Below are 19,685 nucleotides of genomic sequence, written 5' to 3' on the forward strand. Positions count from 1 at the left end.
TTTCACGTGTCTCATCAATCGTTCTATTAAACATCTCTCGTTAAACATTGTAACAATATATGTCATATAAACATAGAGAATTTGGATATGGCTTTGTTAAAGCTGAGAACTTGTCTTAATGACTAACCAACTTTAATGTTATCCTACTATTTATATGATGCTAATCGCAGTTATTTCAATAAGTAAGACACGGAATAGTATAGAATAGCCAGTAATATTAAATAGCTACTTTTATGACTTGCATATAACTGTATTGATAAAAAATAGCCTTTTAACTTGATTTACTTATTGCTTGACCAATTACCTGACTGTATCGATGACTTGAATCATCAGCTAACTAAAATTTTATAATCGCATCCAATTTTTTAAGATTAATGAGCCATTTATGAGTACCCCGTTTAACGATGTCGCCGCTGAACATGCTGTGTTCAATACCAAATCTCGTCAGAAAATTCAGCAAACTGAGTTTATGATGTCAGCACCTACCTTTCGTCTCTGTCCTCCTGATATGGGATTGGAAGTCGCTTTTGCAGGTCGCTCAAACGCTGGCAAATCATCAGCCATCAACGCCTTAACCAATCAGCGTCAATTGGCTCGCTCGTCTAAGACACCTGGACGCACGCAGATGATTAACTTTTTTAGTATCGGTGATACTGACAGACGTTTGGTTGATTTGCCTGGTTACGGCTATGCAGCTGTTCCGCTAGAGATGAAAAAAGAATGGCAGGTTGAGCTAGAAGAATACTTGGTATCACGCTCAAGCCTTGCAGGTCTGGTATTGATGACAGATATTCGCCATCCGCTTAAGTTTTTTGATGAGCAAATGCTGCACTGGGCAAACGATGGTGAGCTACCAGTACATATTCTGCTGACCAAAGCAGATAAACTGAAGTACGGTGCTTCTAAAAATGCCCTCCTTGAAACTCGTAAACGCCTGAAAAAACTGGGCTTAGACTGTACCATTCAGTTATTTTCAGCCCTTCGAAAAGAAGGTCTCGATGAGTTGGCTGGAATAATGGGCAACTGGTATGAGTATCAGCTTGATGCAGACAAAATCATTGAGTCTTCTTTTGCATTGCTAGAAGGCGCTGAGTTAGAAGACGCTATTGAAAAGGAAAGCGTTGAAAAAGAGAGCGTTGATAAAGAAAACAAATAAATATCCTTGTCTTTAACAAAAAGAGTTTATCGCTATTACGATAAACCCTTTTTTATTGCCTGTTTATTCACTCATTATTATCATCGGTATGCTATAAAAATAACGAGGATTATAAAAGTAGCTCTACCCGCATAGCAAATCCACTAGCGCTTGTGGAGTATCAACTTGATAGGTTGGATTTTGCTCCGCAAGCTCTGCACTCGTTGCCGTACCATAGTTCACCGCTATACTGGTCATGCCTAATGCTGTTGCCATTTGAATGTCATAGATACTGTCACCGATAAACACAGCATCAGAAACCTGCTGCTGCGTATAATCCAAAATATCGGTCAACATCTGCGGATCAGGTTTTGAGCCTGACTCATCAGCACAACGCGTAATCGCAAAATAATCATGGCTATCTGAGGCATCTAGTACACGATCTAGCCCTTTTCTTTTTTTACCAGTTGCTACGGCGAGCGTTTTGCTTTGCTGTTGCAAAACTTGCAACATACCCTCTATTGGTTCAAAGAGCGGCGTACTGTGACTATTAGCAATATAGTACTCTGCATAGGTTCGCTGAATCTCAAGCAACTGCGTATCGTTTGCCTGCGGATATAAAAGCTTGATGCCATTCATTAAGCTCAGACCAATGATATCTTTTACGGCTTTATCAGTCGTCTCAAACCCGTGTGCTTCCCCAGCCACATGCATAGACTCAACGATTAGACCGATTGAATCCATTAGCGTGCCGTCCCAATCAAATATAATCAATGTCTTGTCAGACAGATTATCTTCTGCTGATGGTTGAGCATTTATGATGCGTTCTGAAGTTATAGCTGGTTTGGTCATGGAGTCACCTTGATGAATAACAATAATAAATAGCAGATACTAAAACGTCACGGTGGCTTATTCGTAAAAATAAGATATCGTGACGTTTAGAAAAATACAAAAATAGTTTGGCTTAAGAATTGATTTTGAAAAACTATTCAGGCAATTTCGTTGTTTCTGGTAACCAATCTGCCATATCGTCTGGCAATGGCGCAGTAATAGTCTTGTAGCCTGGGATGTCTAAGCGCCATGCATGTAGACACAGACGATGGACGCCTGATTTGTCATGAACGTTGTATTTGTCATCACCCAAGATAGCATGACCGATATGCGCCAAATGCACACGGATTTGATGAGTGCGACCCGTCAATGGCTTGGCTTCAATTAAGCTGACTGGCTGACTATTAATCATAAAGCGATCATGAATAATAATATCAGTCTGGCTTTCTTTCGCTTGTGGGTCTTGGCTATCTACTTTCACTCGGCGCTCACCACTGGCAAGCGTGTAACGTAGCAATGGCGCATTGATACGCTGCTCATTAAGCGCAGGTTGACCTTTGGCAAGACATAGATAGTGCTTTTGAATGGTCTTATCTACCAAATGCTGCTGCAATACTTTGAGCGTTGAGCGTTTTTTGGAAATCATCAGTAGCCCTGATGTGTCTTTGTCGATGCGATGGATCAGCTCTAAGTATTTTTTACCTGTCACTTCACGCATGGCTTCGATAACCCCAAAGTCCAAACCGCTACCGCCATGCACAGCGATACCAGAAGGCTTATTCAGCACTAGCAAACCGTCATCTTCATAGACCACGCGAGCCAGCAAGCTTTTGGCGAACTCGGTACTAATAATTGGTTTCTCGCGCGTTGCTAGCTCTACAGGAGCAATACGTACCACATCTTCACGCTGCACTCTATCGTGTGCTTTGCAGCGTTTATTGTTGACGCGTATCTCATCTGAGCGAATCATTTTGTAGATATGTGATTTTGGCAAACCTTTTAAACGGTTTAACAAAAAGTTATCCAAACGCTGGTCGTGTTGATGGCGCGTTACTTCGAGGTAGTTCACCTTACCGAAGTTGCTAATCTCATCGTCAGCGCTTTGTGGGCGTGTTTTGCTATTAAAAATAGCAGGGGCTTCATGGGTAGTAGCGTCGTCAGTCATTTTTGAGTTTGTCATTTTTAGTTAGGTATTTACACAAAGATTTGCTATAGTTTAGCATGTTGAGCGACAATTAAGCAGAGGCGACAGCAATAATCATTGTTGTTACAAATAGTTGACCACCATTTTATTGCTTGTCAGTTTTCTACTACTCGCCAGTAAAGAGGTTGACACTATTTATGCTGCTGACATGACACGTTTCATCTGATTTTAGGGCGCGTTATTTATTTAGAGGTACTACTTACCAAATATAGCCCTACAAATTAAAAATACTGTACTGAATCTTATTCGGTACCATAAAATAAATAGTGACACTAAATACCATCGCGTTAATAACGCTGATAATAAATCAGCTTATTAACCGATTACAACACAACACTGACTCACTAATTGCATGACAACGACCGTACTCGATAACCAATCATTATCTAATGACTATTTATCTGATGGTTCTTTATGCCAGCATAGTTGAGCAAGTATGGGTAGTTTAGCGTTAGGATCGAAAAGTATATCGATAGCTGCCTAAGTATTGGTGGTCAAACAGATGACGATAACAATGTAAATACGATACCACGCTGACAAGCTGGTCCATTACTCTGTTTGCCAAGTACGCCCCGCTGATAACAAAAGCTGCGACACCTAACCTTGAGACACCCAAGATATTATTGACGTTATACAAAGAACGATAAACAAAGAGTAACCAATTGCTTCGCCTGAAAAACAACCGCTGAATGACACCACTATATAGTAGTAATCATGACCGCGATATTATTGTTAGACTTTGATGGATGAATGGCAACAGCACCACGCCTTTTTAATATCAGTATTTTTTAGAACTGTAACTGACCCTCGCCCACGCTTACAACGTGCGCTGAAATCACTACCAATAGAACGTACTGAGAATAAGAGCGCTTTGACTCGCTGACCCAATCATATATGTACCAAGTTTACTGATGATAAAATATAAGTACCGTAGCCTTACACCCTATATTACTGATATTAACGTGAGCGCCGCTCATTACTTCAGGTAAAAAAGAAGCCATTGAAAAAGCCCATGTGCTTTATGAAACCTACGATTTACGTTCTACCGTTAATGAACATCTACACACGCTAATCACAATATTAGCCACACTTGCCACTATGTCCTAAAGACTGTCTTATCGTTGTCATGCGTACTCATAGGATACAAATATGAAACGCATTTTGATCAACGCCACTCAAAACGAAGAGATTCGTGTCGCCTTATGTAAAGGCAATCATCTGTACGATTTCGACCTAGAAAACCGTACTCGCGAGCAAAAAAAATCTAACATCTACAAAGGTCATGTGACCCGTGTCGAGCCATCGCTTGAAGCAGTATTTGTCGAATACGGTTCTCAGCGTCAAGGCTTTTTGCCGATTCGTGAAATCTCTGCTGAATACCTAAGCGGCAACCCACGTGACGAAAATATCAAAAAACTGATCAAAGAAGGCGACGAGCTAATCGTCCAAGTCGAAAAAGAAGAGCGTGGTAATAAAGGCGCTGCCCTATCGACGTATGTGTCATTAGCCGGTCGCTATCTGGTATTGATGCCAAATAACCCTCGCGGCGGTGGTATCTCACGTCAAATCTCAGGCAAACTGCGCGAAGATATGAAACGCATGCTGAGCAACCTTGATTTACCAAAAGGCATGAGTGTCATCATCCGTACTGCTGGTATTGGTAAAACTCAAGAAGACTTGCAGCACGATTTAAATCACTTGCTCAACATTTGGCAAGCCATTCAAGAACAAAACCAAAAATACCCATCACCGCGCTTGGTTCACCAAGAAGCGGGCGTTGTCACACGTGCTGTTCGTGATTATCTACGTGATGATATCGCTGAGATTTGGATTGATAACGAAAACGCTTACATTGAAGCGGCCGGTTTTATCGATGCGGTAATGCCAAAACAAGCCGAAAAGCTACGCAAATATACCGATTATGAGCCGATGTTTTCGCGCTTCAATATTGAAAAACAAATCGAAACCGCTTATCAGCGTGAAGTTCGTTTGCCATCAGGTGGTTCAATCGTTATTGACCAAACAGAAGCACTAGTCTCTATCGACATTAACTCAGCTAAGTCCACCAAGGGTTCAGACGTTGCTGAGACCGCTTACCATACCAACTTAGAAGCGGCCGATGAGATTGCTCGTCAGCTTCGTTTGCGTGATATGGGTGGTTTGATTGTTATTGACTTCATTGACATGAATGACAATAAGCATCAAAAAGAAGTAGAAAAACGTCTAATCGATGCGACCAAATACGATCGTGCGCGCGTTCAGTTCGGCGATATCTCTAAATTTGGTCTAATGGAAATGAGCCGTCAGCGTCTACGTCCTTCATTAGAAGAGTCAACAGGCTATATCTGCCCACGTTGTCATGGCAACGGTATGATTCGTGACTTGCGTTCATTGTCGCTATCTATCATGCGTCAAATTGAGCAAATCGCCCTTAAAGAACGCCAAGGTGAAGTACAAGCAGAAGTCCCAACAGATATCGCTGCATTCTTATTAAATGAAAAGCGCGATAGCTTGGTTTATCTTGAGCAAGACAGTGGCACGCGTATCACTATTTTGCCACACGCGCATTTAGAATCACCAAACTTCAAGCTTCATTTCAACCGTGATGGCTTTGCACCATCGAGCTATGAGCGTATTACTGATACTCAGCAGCAAGAGCACAGTGACCTTGGCTACAACGTTGACTGGCAGACTGCTGAAAAAGAGCGTCCTGAACAGCAGCCTACTCGTCAGCCTCGTAAAAATACAGATGATAAGCAGAACCGCTCAAACACTCAGCCGAATGCAGCCACGCAAGCACAGAACGATACGGTAAATCATAGCAATGATCGTCGTAATCATAAAAATACCAACGATGTGTCGCCTGCACATGCACCGCAAGCTAATAAAGCTGATAGTGTTGCCGCTCCAGTAGCACCGCAGACACAGAGTGTCGAAGCTATTGCTCAACCAAAAGCCGTCGCGTGGTTATCAAACCTATTTGCTCAAGCACCGCAAGCCACTACGACGCCTAGTGTTAGTAGCCGAGATGCCGCTGAAGCAATCGAAGCGCTAGTAAACACTGGCGCGCAAAGCTTAGGCTCGTTTGGTCAAGTTGATAGCAATGCCTTGAATAGTGCCGCTGCAACAACTAGTGAGCAGCCAACTCAACAAAGCAACAGTCAGAAAAACGAAAGCCAACAGTCAGATAACAACGCTAATCGTCAACAGGCGCGTCGTAATGACAACGATACTGACGACAGCAGCAATGAAGACAGAAGAAGACGTAAGCCGCGTAAGTCTAGATCTTCTAAGCCGCGTCAAAGAAAAGAGGCAACTGACGAGACTGCTGGCAACGTAAACAGTAGCTCAGAAAGTACTAACTCAAACAATGCTGATGACAAATCGTCTGATACTCAAGACCAAAGACAGCAAGACAAGCGTCAAAACGACAACAGACGCACGAACGATCGCAATCGTAATAACCGCCAAGATAGCAATCAACAGAACAGCAATCGTAACGCAAGCGAGCGCAGTGATGCTGATAACGAAAACAGCTCTAAAGCAGATGAGCAAACTCGTACTAAGCGTAAATCGCATAGCCAACGCGGCTCACGCGGTAAGCTAGAGCGCGGTGAAACACTAACGGCTGACAGCGTTAAGCACAGCAAGCAGCAGAACGCTAGAAACCACGATGCTGCCAATAGCAAAAATCAACATAGTGCACGTCGCAATCAAGACCCTAACGAGGTCGTGCTACAGGTCAATGAAGCGCCAACTGAGCTAAAAGCGCCTGAAGTGGTGCATCTATCTTTAGATGATAGCAAATCTACACAGGCTAAAACTCAGCCTAGTGAGAAGCAAAGCGCGACGAATAACGTAGCAAAAGATGAGCGTTCAAACGAAACCGCCGCTCAAAAACCTACTGATAAGCATAGTAGCAATGAGCAGAACATTGATAAGCAAAACACCAGTGCTCCGAACACTGATAAGAAAAGTGATAATGAAAAAAGTACGGTGGAAACCCATGCTAATCAGGTAAATGATGATAAGCGTGGATCTACCGAACACGCTAAGGTGCAGAACGATGCGCCTAAGCACGAGCAAGCTGCTGAAGAGAAAAAAGCACCTGTAGCTGTAGAGGCATCATCGACTTCTACGAGTAACACCGAAAGTAAAGCGGAAGCTCCAACATCGGTAACTGCTGACGTAGAAGAAGCTAAAGAAACTCAGACTCCAAAACAGCAGGAAACCAAGACTGCTGAAAATGTGAGTAAAAGTGATGAAGCTCAAAGTACTCAGGCTGACAGTAATAGTGCAAGCACAAGTAATGTGAATAACTCAGCACTTGAGCTAACCCATGAAGCACTATTTGGCACACGTTACGTGACTGCTGAGAAATTTGGGCAAGCGAGTAACGATCCACGTGTAGTACTTGCTAAGCACGCCGCGCAAGCGGACAAGCCAGCTGCTACTAATGTGTCAGCAATACGTGGTACGGTTGGTGAGTTTATTCGTGCCACGCTACCAGAAGCGCAAACGCGCTTAGCGGAAGAAGGCATTATCAACTGCTTTATCGCGACTATTGCTTTGTATAATGAGCAATCTCAGAGTACTGCTAATAGCTCTGATGCTGCTAGCCAGAGCTTTGACTTTAGCAACTATGGCTATCAACCATTGGCTGCCGACTACCTTGCACGCTTTGAATCGATGACCCAAGCGGTCAGTCAATTCGCAGCCGCGCAAGGTAAGACAGACGTTGAGCCACGTGCTATCACTAAGCGTGCTAGCAATGATCCACGTGGTCAGCATCCTGATTATCAGGAACCAGCTGTATTGAGCGTACCTGCTGAACAAGCTATCGTCGAGCAAACCGAAACCGATAGCGAAGTCGATGCGCATGACGTTGAAGCAACTGCCCTCGCCAATCAGACACAGACAGAAAACGTCAGTGCTGATAGTGAGCACTTGCTAGAAGTCGAGCGTGCTCAGTCAGAAGCTAAGGATGCAGAAGTCGAAATCCCTGCAGAGCAAACTGTCAATGAAGTAGAAGATGCTGCAGAAAACGTAGTAGCAGAGACTGAGCAGACGACTGAATCGGTAGTAGAGGAAGCTACTAAAGAAGCTAGCAAAGACGACAGTCAGGCGGCTAAGTCTAAAACGACCATAGCCAGTTATAAAAACATGATCGAAAATGTGGCTGAGCAATTACTACCACAGACTGGTATGTTTAATCTGACTACGCCAAAAGTACCAAAGGCACGCAGTCGTAAGCCTAAGACGGATCATAAGAAGCCGACGCAAGCTGAAAAGCTCGCATCTGATGATACAGATAGCGATAGCTAGTTACATAAGCTCAAATGTAAAAGCCCCAAAGCTATTCGTAGCTATGGGGCTTTTTATTTTGATACAGTCAAACTTACTTGCTAATTCAAACGAGAGACAATAGAAAGCAGATAAGCTTAGTGCGCAGAAGACGCTGTGTCATCTTTACCACGCATTTTGCCAATAGTAGTAACAATAGCTACTACAATAGCGCCAACAATCAGTCCGACCAATCCATTTAACAATGACGCGGTTAACCCTTCAAATACCCCAGTAAGATGAGCAATATCTTCTACACTGTGATGCAAAAAGCCGATACCGTGAACGATAATACCGCCGCCCACCAAGAACATCGCAATCGTGCCCGCTATGGATAAAAACTTCATAAGCTTTGGCGCAGCTGCAAGCATAAACTCGCCAAACTTGCGCTTACTATCACCTGCTTGTGAGTTTTCAATCAAGTGCAGACCTGCATCATCAATCTTTACGATGCCTGCAACTAAGCCGTAAATACCGACAGTCACGACAGCAGCCACTATCGAAAGTACGATGCCTTTTTGGACAATATCGCCACCAGCTGCTGTAATTGCGCCTAAAGAGATAACAATAATCTCAGCTGATAAGATAAAGTCTGTACGTATGGCACCTTTGATTTTGTCCTTTTCAAACGCGACCAAATCTACCGACTCATCTGCGTTGGCTTTTAAACGAGCATTTTGCTCTTCATCATGAGGCAACAACTTCGGCCAAAACTTGTGAATGACCTTCTCAGCCCCTTCATAACTCAGGTATAACCCTCCGATCATCAATAGCGGAGTAATCAACCACGGTATAAAATAACTGATCAATAGCGCCGCTGGTACTAAAATCACTTTGTTCACGGCAGAGCCTTTGGCAACTGCCCAAATGACGGGGAGCTCACGATTTGGCTTAACCCCTGTGACCTGCTCGGCATTGAGTGCTAAATCATCACCAACTAAACCCGCGGTTTTTTTGGCGGCAACTTTGGTCATGACGCTCACATCATCCATTAAGACGCTGATGTCATCGAGTAAGGTTAATAAACTGGCACCTGCCATGTGTGCTCCTTAAAGCAAATTTGTTAAAGTAAGTCGTTCTCAAATAGTTTATACAACGCATTTTATATAGATTTTTATAAAAACAATACGATTAGCCTTAGACTACAAGTTCAAGCAACTATGTTAAATAGCACAAATGTATCTTGTTTTTTGAATTTATGTTGATAGCTATTCTTTAAAGTTGGCTTTATTGATACTTCTTGGCTGCCTTCCCTTTGCTATTATTTGGCGTAAATATGGTAATATGAAGGCTGTTATTACCTATCTTTTATTATCAATAAGTTATAAGAACTTCTTCAATGTTAGACCTTTAAAACACTGCCAAGACACATTACTATATAGAAAAGTTTATAGCGTTTTTATAACGAACTCATGATTAGGCGCGACGCCTATAGGAAACCCGTATGCCGTTCCCCACTATCAAAAACCCCACTTTGCGTAATCCTCTTTCTCGTACCATTCTATCTCGTTTTATGATGAGTGCACTGTTAGTTGGTATCGCTGCTGGCTGCTCAAACAATGCCGCTGATGCAACCAGCAATACCAGTGTTGTAAACGCTGCACAGACAAAAGCCACTTCTACTAATCCCTCAGCTGGTAATGATGCAACCGTGGTGAAGGCGTTACAGGCGAACCTAAAAAGCTCTGGTATCGAGGAAACTATCGTTTCAGCCGTACCGACAGATATGGATGGTATTTATTGGGTGACCGCTGAAGGTCTACCTTCTTTCTTTACTGATAAAGCTGGCAAGCATATTATTCAAGGTCAGATCATCGCTGTGGGTGATGCCGCTCCGGTTGATATCAGTGCTGCCCTAGTTGCTACGACAGCACAAGAAGCGCTAAAAGCCGTCGATAAAAAAGACATGGTGATTTATCCAGCAAAAGGCGAAACTAAAGCCGTCATCTATGCCTTTACCGATGCAGATTGTGGCTACTGTCGCAAACTACATTCGGAAATGGATGATATCAATGCGCGCGGTATCGAGGTTCGTTATCTGGCATGGCCACGCAGTCAAGAGTCTGTACCAAAGATGGAAGCTATCTGGTGTAGTCAGGATCGTAAAGCGGCAATGGATCAAGCAAAAATCGGTGCCAATGTACAAGGCCCTAGCTGTGCCAATCCTGTGCAAGAACATATGGCTCTAGGCTCAAGACTTGGTGTGCGCGGTACGCCTGCGGTGTTTACCGAAACAGGACAACAAGTAGGCGGCTACTTACCTGCAGCAGAATTGGCACAAGCAGTAGGCGCTAACTAATCATATGAATTACCAGTATTAATCACTCATATTAGAGTGACTAATACTGGTAACCAAGCATAAATGACATATACATATGCCAAACAAGATTGAAGCTACTGCTTTTTTATAATCGTAAGCTGATATAACCTTGATGACGTTGTCTTTATAACATTGGCTTTTATGACATTAGTCTTCAGAACATTGGCTTTTATGAGATTGTATAGACGTCACAATGCCTTGTCGGTATGATACGATAAAGCGCGATGCAAAATGAGCAACACCCTTTTTATTTGAGCTTTTTTTATTCAACTACGATGAAGTAGATAGGCAGGTAGCACTAGACAATGCGCACAGACATTCTGTTTGATGTCGCAGACTCACTTGACACTGTCACCGCTTATACTGACTTCATTGTATTTAACCTCTTGAGGATACTGTGAGTAATTCCATCAAACTAGCGATACTTGGTCTGGGCACCGTCGGAACGGGCGTGATCAATCTGATCAATGATAATTTAAATGAGCTAAAACGCCGTAGCGGACGCGACATTATTATTACCGAAGTCGGTACACGTCGTCAGCGTGATGATATTGATACCAATATCATGCAAAACAGCGATCTGATGGCAATTGCCGCAAGCGATAATGTCGATATTGTTATCGAAGTGATTGGTGGTACCACCTTAGCCAAAGACGTCATTATGCAGGCCATTAAAAACGGCAAACATGTGGTTACGGCAAACAAGGCTCTACTCGCTGAACACGGCAATGAGATTTTTGCCTTTGCTGAAGAAAACAATGTGCATGTTGCTTATGAAGCAGCGGTAGCAGGCGGTATTCCGATTATCAAGGTAATGCGTGAAGCACTTGCCGCTAACAAAATCGACTGGCTCGCGGGTATCATCAATGGTACTGGCAACTTTATCATGACCGAAATGCGTGATAAGGGCCGTCCTTTTGCCGACGTATTAAGTGAAGCGCAAGAGTTGGGTTACGCAGAAGCAGATCCTACTTTTGATGTTGAAGGTATTGATGCTGCTCATAAATTGGCGCTACTCGCCTCTATCGCTTTTGGTATTCCACTACAGTTTGATAAAGTCTACTGTGAAGGTATCACTGGTATTACTCTACAAGACGTGAACTATGCCGAAGAGCTTGGCTACCGTATCAAGCATTTAGGGTTTGCAGTACGCCGAGATAGCGAAAACGATAGTGACGCAGGGGTTGAATTACGCGTACATCCAACACTTATTCCACAAGATGCGCTATTGGCTAACGTCAATGGTGTAAAAAACGCAGTACTAGTTAACTCACATCCACTTGGTCAGACGCTCTATTGCGGCGATGGTGCTGGTGCTGGAGCAACTGCTTCTGCAGTGATGGCCGATGTCATGGATTTGGTTCGTGTACTGGGTAGCAAAGACCGCGACGATCAGAGCAACACTGGGCATCATGTACCGCATTTAGCATTTATCCCTGACCAGCTATCAGACACGCCTATATTGCGTGCCGATCAGATGGTAACTGGCTATTATTTGCGTGTGCATGCTTATGACAGCCCAGGCGTACTGGCAGATATCACGCGCATCCTAAGTGATGCCGGTATCAACATCGATGCAATCTTGCAAAAACCTGCACATAAAGTAGGTCAAGTGCCGGTGATTATCCTGACGCTACCTGTGATCGAGAGTCAGATGAATCTTGCTATCGAAAAAATTGAAAAGTTAGAGACCATTACTGATAAAGTAGTACGCATACGATTAGATGAGCTAGCATAAACCAAATACTGAAGAAGACAGATGCTTATAATATAAGCAAAAGCTAGCCAATCGGCATCTGATTTCTTGGTAGATACTTAATCAAAACGCACAACAAGGAATAATAACGATGTCAAATGATGCAATTGTGATCCTAAACGGCGCACGTACACCAATGGGCGGCTTTCAAGGCGCACTAAAAGACATGAGTGCTACCGAGCTGGGTGCCGCCGCTATCAAAGCTGCCGTCGAACGCTCAGGTGTTAGCGCTGACAGTGTTGATGAAGTCATTATGGGTTGTATCTTGACGGCAGGTCTGGGTCAAGGCCCTGCTCGTCAAGCCATGCGTAAAGCAGGTCTACCGGATGCGACTGGTGCTGTCACAATCAATAAACTTTGTGGTTCAGGCCTAAAAGCAGTCATGCAAGCGCATGATGGTATCAAAGCGGGCAGCTTCAACGTCGCTGTTGCAGGTGGCATGGAGTCAATGACCAATGCACCGTATATCATGCCAGGTTCACGTGGCGGCTATCGTATGGGTCACAAAGAAGTCAAAGACCATATGTTCTTAGATGGTCTAGAAGATGCCGATACTGGTAAGCTAATGGGTATGTTTGCTCAAGAAATGGCCGATGAAAAAGGCTATACACGTGAGCAAATGGATGAGTTTGCTATTGAGTCATTGAACCGTGCGCTGACTGCTATCAAAGACAACCATTTTAAAGATGAGATCGAGCCTGTCACGTTTGCCACTCGCAAAGGCGAGCAAACTGTTGATACCGATGAGCAACCTGCCCTTGCTAATGCTGATCGCATTCCTACTTTACGTCCAGCATTTGCTAAAGACGGTACGATTACTGCTGCAAATGCTAGCTCAATCTCAGACGGTGCTGCAGCCGTCGTAGTAATGAAAGAGTCACAAGCGAAAGCTGAAGGCCTAGACTATCAAGCTCGCATTGTTGCTACTGCCTCAAACTCACGTCACCCAAGCGAGTTCACCATTGCGCCAATCGGTGCCATCGAAAAAGTATTAGCAGGCGCTGGCTGGTCAGTAGATGATGTAGATCTGTGGGAAATTAACGAAGCCTTTGCGATGGTTACTATGGCTGCGATGGACGAGCTGAAACTTGATCATGCCAAAGTAAATATCGAAGGCGGTGCATGTGCCCTTGGCCATCCAGTAGGCTGTTCAGGTGCTCGTATTCTGATTACGCTTATCAACTCTCTAAAACGTACTGGTGGCAAAAAAGGCATCGCAACGCTATGTATCGGTGGTGGTGAAGCGGTAGCTGTTGCTATTGAACTTGCTTAAATAAAGTAGGTTTAGCTGACTTAAAGTAAGTTAGCTAAATAATACTTAGATAATTATTGTTTATTGAGAAACCGCATTGCTAATGGTAATGCGGTTTTTTTGTGTCTGCTTTCTTTCGATGAATGTTGAATATTACTCTATGTAAAGACTCGTTAACTTCTACCCCCTCCTATGTTATGCCACTTACAGCCTATTACACGCAATTACTGCAAGCGCACACTTTGCTACCTTGCTCATATATCTCATCAAAAATCACGGTGTTAGGATAGCTACAAGTTGATAGGGAAGCTATTCATTTGGCTTACCGTTAACTGCAATAAATATGGTTTTACTAAAAACTAATAACAACATCAACCATTACATTATAAAAAATAAACTCGCAAAAAAGGAATATAACAATGAGTCAACTAATCCGTTTAAAAGATATCCAAGCTACTCATCAAGATTTGATTGGTGATGACTATTATGATCCAACACACAAAACTGCTTACGGTATTAACGAAGAAAAAATTGGTAAGATTGAAGGTGCCTTAGTAGAAGACACCACTGGTCGTATTCGTTACTTAATCGTAGACGCAGGCGGCTGGTTTAGTTCAAAAGAAGTACTAGTACCAGCAGGTCTAGCACGTATCGTTGGTGATGATGTCTTCTTTGATAGCTTGACCAAAACACAAGTAGAAGCCATGGAAGTATACGATCACGATTACCAGTACAGCTACAAAGAGCAGTACGAAAGAGATCGTCAAGCATTTACCGCTGATACACTCCCTGTAGAAGATCGCGTCGATATTGCAGACCACTCTTATGACGCACCAAATACGTTAGAGTTATTAGAAGAGCGTCTAACGGTAAATAAAGACCGTATCGTTGCTGGTCTAGTAAAAGTGGGTAAGCATGTCGTTACTGAAGAGCGCAATGTCGATGTAGACTTAGAAGAAGAACACGCCAATATCCAACGTACTAGCGTAGATCGTCCAACAGACCGTCGCATTGGTGACCTCGATGCTACCGAAACAGTTGAAGTGGAACTACAGGCTGAACGTGCTCGCGTCAGCAAAGACACGTATGTTTCTGAAGAAGTAAACGTTGGTAAAACGACGGATCATCATACCGAAACTTTGATTGAAACCATTCAACGCGAAGAGCTAGATGTTGATGGTGACGGCAACGTGGTTGACCGTGAAGGCAACTTAGTAGACCGTGATGGTATCACAGCAGAAGATGTACGCCATGCACGTGGCATGTAATATGCTAATACATCATAGTTTAACGACGTAAATTTCCTATATCATCATTTAAATATGATAGTAACAAGTAGCTAAGCTCATCTGTTTAGCCATTAAGATCAGAGCATGTCTCTGGTCTTTTTTGTATTCATAACATGAGCGAATGGTTTATAGTATTAAATGTAGCTAGTTAATATATATGGTCGTTTAACATACACGTTTTAAATTATTAGAAATTCATCATTTTATAATTATAAAGGAATAATAATGACTACTGAAAATGGAAACAGCCTTTACCAAGATAACTTAGATAAAGAACAAAATATCTCAACGAAGCAGACGAATAATACTGTTAATGTTGGACATTTAGAGCTATTAGAAGAACGTCCTGTAATTAACAAAGAACGCTTGGATGTAGGTAAAGTAACCGTCACCAAGCATTCACGTACTAAAACTGTTGAAGTGCCAATTGAGTTGGTAGAAGAATATATCACCATTCGTACTGAGTACCATGACGCAGAGAGCCAAGATTTACTCTCTGGTAACTATGATGACAAAGACATATTGCGCCACGTCGAGCCTTCTTTGGATAGCAAAGCTGTAGTGACCATTAATGGTAAACAAATAGAGATTGGCGATGCACCGATTGATATTGTGCTATCTCGCCAAGTGGCTACTATTACCAAAGACACCTACGCTATTCAAGACATCGAAATCAATAAGAGCACCCATGTACATACTGACAGCATTCAAGTAGAGCTCAAGCATGAAGAGTTAGATGTCACTGAAGAAGGTCTGTTGGCTCATGGTTCCGATACGACTCCGTTAAAATAAGCGCTGATAATTTAGACACTACAAACTTGTATGATTGATAAAGATCATTTCGCAACATAAAAAAGCAACGCCATCTTAGCGTTGCTTTTTTAATACCTATCACTTACTAAGTATTAAAGACCAACTACGAGGCTTCATTACACTCGAATGTATTAACATTTGACTCATCGGTACCAGCAGTACGCATAACGCCAGTTTTACGAGCTTCGTGCCCTACACGCCATTGTGTGAAGCCTTGACCACCATCAATTGCGGTCGCCACTTCAAACACTTCAGGATTACTACCTTCATTGGTCTGGTTTAACGTTACTGTACCCATGTCAGTTGCAACAACAACTTGATTGGCATCTTCTCTATAAGTCGCCTCAACTTTTAGTTCAGGTGTACATAGATACGACATCTGCATGACGGCGCTATTTACTGAAGCGGTGGTATCACCTTCTACTTCGTTAAGCGAAGCGTCTTCGGTATCGACGACGACATCACTAGGTTCAGCAGGCTCCGCTGACATTGGAACGGACTCTTCTGTATTAGCACCGTCCTCCATTCCCGATTCTGGCTCTGCCTGTTGCTGACAAGCACTGACCGTCAAGGCGCCAGCCAACAAACTTGTTAAAACTACTGAGCTGCGTACTTTTTTTAAGAATTCTACACTCATGACACTCTCCCAAATAAATATGTTAAACACTATAGCGTGTCCATAAATTCACGCCTATGCTGAATTTGTAAGTAATCAATACAAAGTGTTTGTTGGTCTCAATCTAGCAAGTTTTAAGTTTGCATAAGTTATCTAACAGATATGAAAAAGCCCCTATCTACTTAAGATAAGGGCTTTTTTAGGTAAGAGCTTGCTTTAATAGCAGTTCAGTAAATAGCTAATGACTTGCTATGATTAAAGACTAGATTTTACCATGACACTGCTTGTACTTAAGACCTGAGCCACAAGGACACGCTGCATTACGACTGATATTCATACCTGCATATGGATTTGGTTCATTAGCATTACTACCGTTACCTGCTATAGCAGCACCAACGCCAGCTGCCGTAGCCCCACTGTTTAGAGTGCGGCTTTGTGGTTGCGGCTGAGCAGCTGAACCACTCGCATTGCTATCCAAGTTATCTACATCGTCATGCTCAAACTGCATTTGCATATGGGCAGCGTTCTCACGTTGCTGAATTTCTAATGCTTCTAGTTCTTCCTTGGTTGGGATATGAACACGTGACAAGTCTTGTACGGTCTCAGACTTAATCGCACCAAGCATCATTTGGAACAATTCAAACGACTCACGCTTGTATTCCTGCTCAGGGTTTTTCTGTGCATAACCACGTAAATGAATACCCTTACGTAGCTGATCCATTTGCGTTAAGTGCTCTTTCCAATGCTTGTCTAGACTTTGTAGCATGAAATGACGCTCAAGCTGAGCGGCATCTTTTTCACCCATTTGCTCACGGCGACTGTGATAACGATCTATCGCTGTTTGAACGATTTTCTCACGCAGCCCTTCTTCATCTAAACGACGATCTTCATCCAACCAATCGTTAATCGGCATTGAGATTTTGAACTCGTCTTCTAACTCGTCTTCTAATCCATCAATATTCCACTGATCATCAATAGAACCAGGTGGAATAAACTGATTGATCATCGCGTTATATACTTCATGATGCATCACTTCGATGGCTTCTAATAAGTCCATCTCTGCTAATAAATCATCACGCTGACCATAGATAACTTTACGCTGCTCGTTAGCAACATCATCGTATTTCAGTAGATTCTTACGCGCATCAAAATCGCGACTCTCAACTTTACCTTGCGCGTTTTCGATCGATTTAGAGACCATTTTATGTTCAATGGCTTCATCTTCTTTGAGGCCCATCGCACGCATCATATTGACCACGCGATCGCCTGCGAAGATACGCATCAGATCATCTTCGAGCGATAAGAAAAAGCGTGACATACCAGGGTCACCTTGACGACCAGCACGACCACGTAACTGGTTATCGATACGGCGTGACTCATGGCGTTCAGAGCCGATGATATGTAAACCACCAGCTGCTACAACTTGGTCATGTTTGACTTGCCACTGAGACTTTAGACGCTGCATCTCCTCTGGACTCACCGCATCGATATCTTCGATAAACGACTGCCAGTTACCACCAAGGATAATATCCGTACCACGGCCCGCCATGTTGGTGGCGATTGTGACTGATTTTGGGCTACCTGCCTGTGCAATAATTTCTGCTTCACGCTCATGCTGCTTAGCGTTTAGGACGTTATGCTTGACGCCTTCTTGGTCGAGCAAGTAAGACAATTCTTCACTGGCCTCAATCGTCGCTGTACCAACCAGTACTGGCGCGCCCTTAGCTTGAATTTCTTTAATTTCGCGAATGATACCTTTGTATTTGCCTAACTTGGTTAAGAAAATCTGGTCATCCATATCGATACGAGCAATCGGCTCATGCGTTGGAATGACGATGACATCTAGATCGTAAGTAGATTTGAACTCAGCAGCTTCAGTATCAGCGGTACCCGTCATACCAGATAACTTGTCATATAGACGGAAATAGTTCTGGAATGTCGTGGTGGCAAGCGTTTGGTTTTCGGCTTGGATCTCAACGTTTTCTTTCGCTTCTACTGCTTGATGCAAACCTTCTGACCAGCGACGACCAGGCATGGTACGGCCTGTATTTTCATCAACGATGACCACTTCGCCTTCATCGACAATATAGTGAACGTTTTTGACAAACACATGATGCGCACGAATGGCAGCTTGAACGTGAGCCAAAAGTGGCAAACGACTTGGGCTATATAAGCTTTCGTTTTCACCCAGCTCACCCACTTCGATTAAGAAGCGCTCGATTTTTTCATAGCCTTTTTCGCTGATCTCAATCTGGCGATTTTTTTCATCAATCCAGAAGTCTTCTTCTTCGTTATTCTTGTTTGCTTCTTCGTCTTTTGAACGGATCAGCACAGGAATAATCGTATTAATCAGCGCGTACATACGTGATGAATCTTCAGCTTGACCCGAAATAATAAGCGGCGTACGAGCTTCATCGATCAAGATTGAGTCAATTTCATCGATAATACAAAAGTTTAGCGGGCGCTGTTTTTTCTCAGCAAGACTAAACACCATGTTATCGCGCAGATAATCAAAACCGTATTCGTTATTGGTACCATAGGTAATGTCGGCTTGATAAGCTTCGATTTTTTCTTGTGGCGGCTGCTGTGAGTAAATCACGCCAACAGTCATACCCAAAAACCCGAACAACGGACGGTTTAGCTCAGCATCACGGGCGGCCAAATAATCATTGACCGTGACTAGGTGAACCCCTTTACCGCTGATCGCATTTAGGTACATGGCCAAGGTTCCCATTAGGGTTTTACCTTCACCAGTTTTCATCTCAGCGATTTTACCTTCGTGCAAGGTGATACCACCGATCAGCTGCACGTCATAGTGACGCATGCCGTTGACACGTAATGATGCTTCGCGGCAGACAGCAAATGCTTCTGGCAATAATGCATCTAAGCTCTCGCCTTTTTGATGTCTGGCTTTAAATTCTTCAGTTTTTTGTTGTAGTTGCTCATCAGACAGGGCTTGTATTTCAGCCTCTCGTGCGTTGATCTTGCTGACCACTTTACGCATGCGTTTTAATTCGCGGTCATTTTTGGTGCCAACCACACTGCCTATAATCTTTGATAACATAATTTTTTGACCTATGGAATATTCGATAATTAGTGCGCATTAGCCAAAGCTTAGCTCTCTGC

12 protein-coding genes are annotated in these 19,685 nt (G+C 43.2%); 7 read left to right on the top strand and 5 right to left on the bottom strand.

Annotated features, from left to right (window positions below; all coding sequences use genetic code 11):
• Positions 1–385: 385 nt before the first annotated feature.
• Positions 386–1,156: a ribosome biogenesis GTP-binding protein YihA/YsxC gene (gene yihA / locus ACIGBM_RS01615; protein ID WP_397476538.1), complete on the top strand. Its 771-nt coding sequence runs from the start codon at positions 386–388 to the stop codon at positions 1,154–1,156.
• A 123-nt stretch (positions 1,157–1,279) separates the two neighbouring features.
• On the opposite strand, the gene ACIGBM_RS01620 is transcribed toward yihA, so the two are convergent.
• Both ACIGBM_RS01620 and ACIGBM_RS01625 read right to left on the bottom strand, forming a co-directional pair.
• Positions 1,280–1,987: an HAD family hydrolase gene (locus ACIGBM_RS01620; RefSeq protein ID WP_397476539.1), complete on the bottom strand. Its 708-nt coding sequence runs from the start codon at positions 1,985–1,987 to the stop codon at positions 1,280–1,282.
• 133 nt (positions 1,988–2,120) lie between these two features.
• The gene (locus ACIGBM_RS01625; RefSeq protein WP_165598358.1) at positions 2,121–3,131 is read right to left on the bottom strand and encodes an RluA family pseudouridine synthase; all 1,011 of its coding nucleotides are present in this window, start codon (positions 3,129–3,131) and stop codon (positions 2,121–2,123) included.
• Positions 3,132–4,319: 1,188 nt separating this feature from the next.
• Here ACIGBM_RS01625 and ACIGBM_RS01630 point away from each other — a divergent pair.
• Complete coding sequence (locus ACIGBM_RS01630) at positions 4,320–8,495, top strand: Rne/Rng family ribonuclease (protein ID WP_397476540.1); 4,176 nt, start codon at positions 4,320–4,322, stop codon at positions 8,493–8,495.
• Between the two features lie 116 nt (positions 8,496–8,611).
• Here the strand turns inward: ACIGBM_RS01630 and ACIGBM_RS01635 are convergent, their stop codons facing one another.
• Positions 8,612–9,553 (bottom strand): DUF808 domain-containing protein, encoded by a 942-nt coding sequence (locus ACIGBM_RS01635; RefSeq protein WP_102090795.1) that lies wholly within the window; start codon positions 9,551–9,553, stop codon positions 8,612–8,614.
• A gap of 404 nt (positions 9,554–9,957) precedes the next feature.
• Here ACIGBM_RS01635 and ACIGBM_RS01640 point away from each other — a divergent pair, with 404 nt between their 5' ends.
• From ACIGBM_RS01640 to ACIGBM_RS01660, 5 genes are all read left to right on the top strand, one after another.
• On the top strand, positions 9,958–10,812 hold the full coding sequence (locus ACIGBM_RS01640; RefSeq protein ID WP_397476541.1) for a DsbC family protein: 855 nt from the start codon (positions 9,958–9,960) through the stop codon (positions 10,810–10,812).
• Positions 10,813–11,230: 418 nt separating this feature from the next.
• Positions 11,231–12,571, top strand: coding sequence for a homoserine dehydrogenase (locus ACIGBM_RS01645; protein WP_397476542.1), 1,341 nt, complete (start codon positions 11,231–11,233; stop codon positions 12,569–12,571).
• Positions 12,572–12,680: 109 nt separating this feature from the next.
• Positions 12,681–13,862 (top strand): thiolase family protein, encoded by a 1,182-nt coding sequence (locus ACIGBM_RS01650; protein WP_102090797.1) that lies wholly within the window; start codon positions 12,681–12,683, stop codon positions 13,860–13,862.
• Positions 13,863–14,260: 398 nt separating this feature from the next.
• On the top strand, positions 14,261–15,109 hold the full coding sequence (locus ACIGBM_RS01655) for a PRC and DUF2382 domain-containing protein (RefSeq protein ID WP_290178020.1): 849 nt from the start codon (positions 14,261–14,263) through the stop codon (positions 15,107–15,109).
• Between the two features lie 246 nt (positions 15,110–15,355).
• Positions 15,356–15,922 (top strand): YsnF/AvaK domain-containing protein, encoded by a 567-nt coding sequence (locus ACIGBM_RS01660; protein ID WP_290178019.1) that lies wholly within the window; start codon positions 15,356–15,358, stop codon positions 15,920–15,922.
• Positions 15,923–16,046: 124 nt separating this feature from the next.
• Here the strand turns inward: ACIGBM_RS01660 and ACIGBM_RS01665 are convergent, their stop codons facing one another.
• Complete coding sequence (locus tag ACIGBM_RS01665) at positions 16,047–16,580, bottom strand: hypothetical protein (protein ID WP_397476543.1); 534 nt, start codon at positions 16,578–16,580, stop codon at positions 16,047–16,049.
• Between the two features lie 241 nt (positions 16,581–16,821).
• Complete coding sequence (secA, locus tag ACIGBM_RS01670; RefSeq protein ID WP_191114652.1) at positions 16,822–19,623, bottom strand: preprotein translocase subunit SecA; 2,802 nt, start codon at positions 19,621–19,623, stop codon at positions 16,822–16,824.
• Positions 19,624–19,685: the final 62 nt, after the last annotated feature.

The sequence above is a fragment of the Psychrobacter sp. NPDC077938 genome (genome assembly GCF_044542635.1).
GTDB lineage: Bacteria > Pseudomonadota > Gammaproteobacteria > Pseudomonadales > Moraxellaceae > Psychrobacter.